We start from the raw sequence: 339 nt of genomic DNA, 5'->3' as shown, positions 1-339 counted from the left end.
CATACCTGCGCGGGTGGTCGCGCCGACGAGCGTAAAGGGCGGCAGGTCGATTTTGACGGAACGGGCGGCAGGGCCTTCGCCTATCATGATGTCGAGTTGGTAGTCTTCGAGCGCGGGGTAGAGGATTTCTTCGACGACGGGGCTGAGGCGGTGGATTTCGTCGATAAACAATACGTCGTGCGGCTCGAGGTTGGTCAGAAGGGCGGCAAGGTCTCCGGCGCGTTCGAGTACGGGGCCGCTGGTTTGGCGCAGGTTGACGCCCAGCTCTTTGGCGATGATGTGTGCCAACGTGGTTTTGCCCAGCCCGGGCGGGCCGAAGAGCAGGGTGTGGTCTAGGGC

At 63.1% G+C, this 339-nt stretch carries 1 protein-coding gene; it reads right to left on the bottom strand.

Going from position 1 to position 339, the window contains the following annotated elements; genetic code table 11:
- Positions 1 to 339 (bottom strand): AAA family ATPase (locus ACTHS3_RS17435; RefSeq protein ID WP_440368689.1); only part of this gene is annotated, 339 nt, incomplete at both ends.

The sequence above is a fragment of the Neisseria sp. P0009.S007 genome, assembly GCF_051962515.1.
Note: the sequence above shows the minus strand (reverse complement) of the source record. Positions and strands in the feature narration are given on the sequence as shown.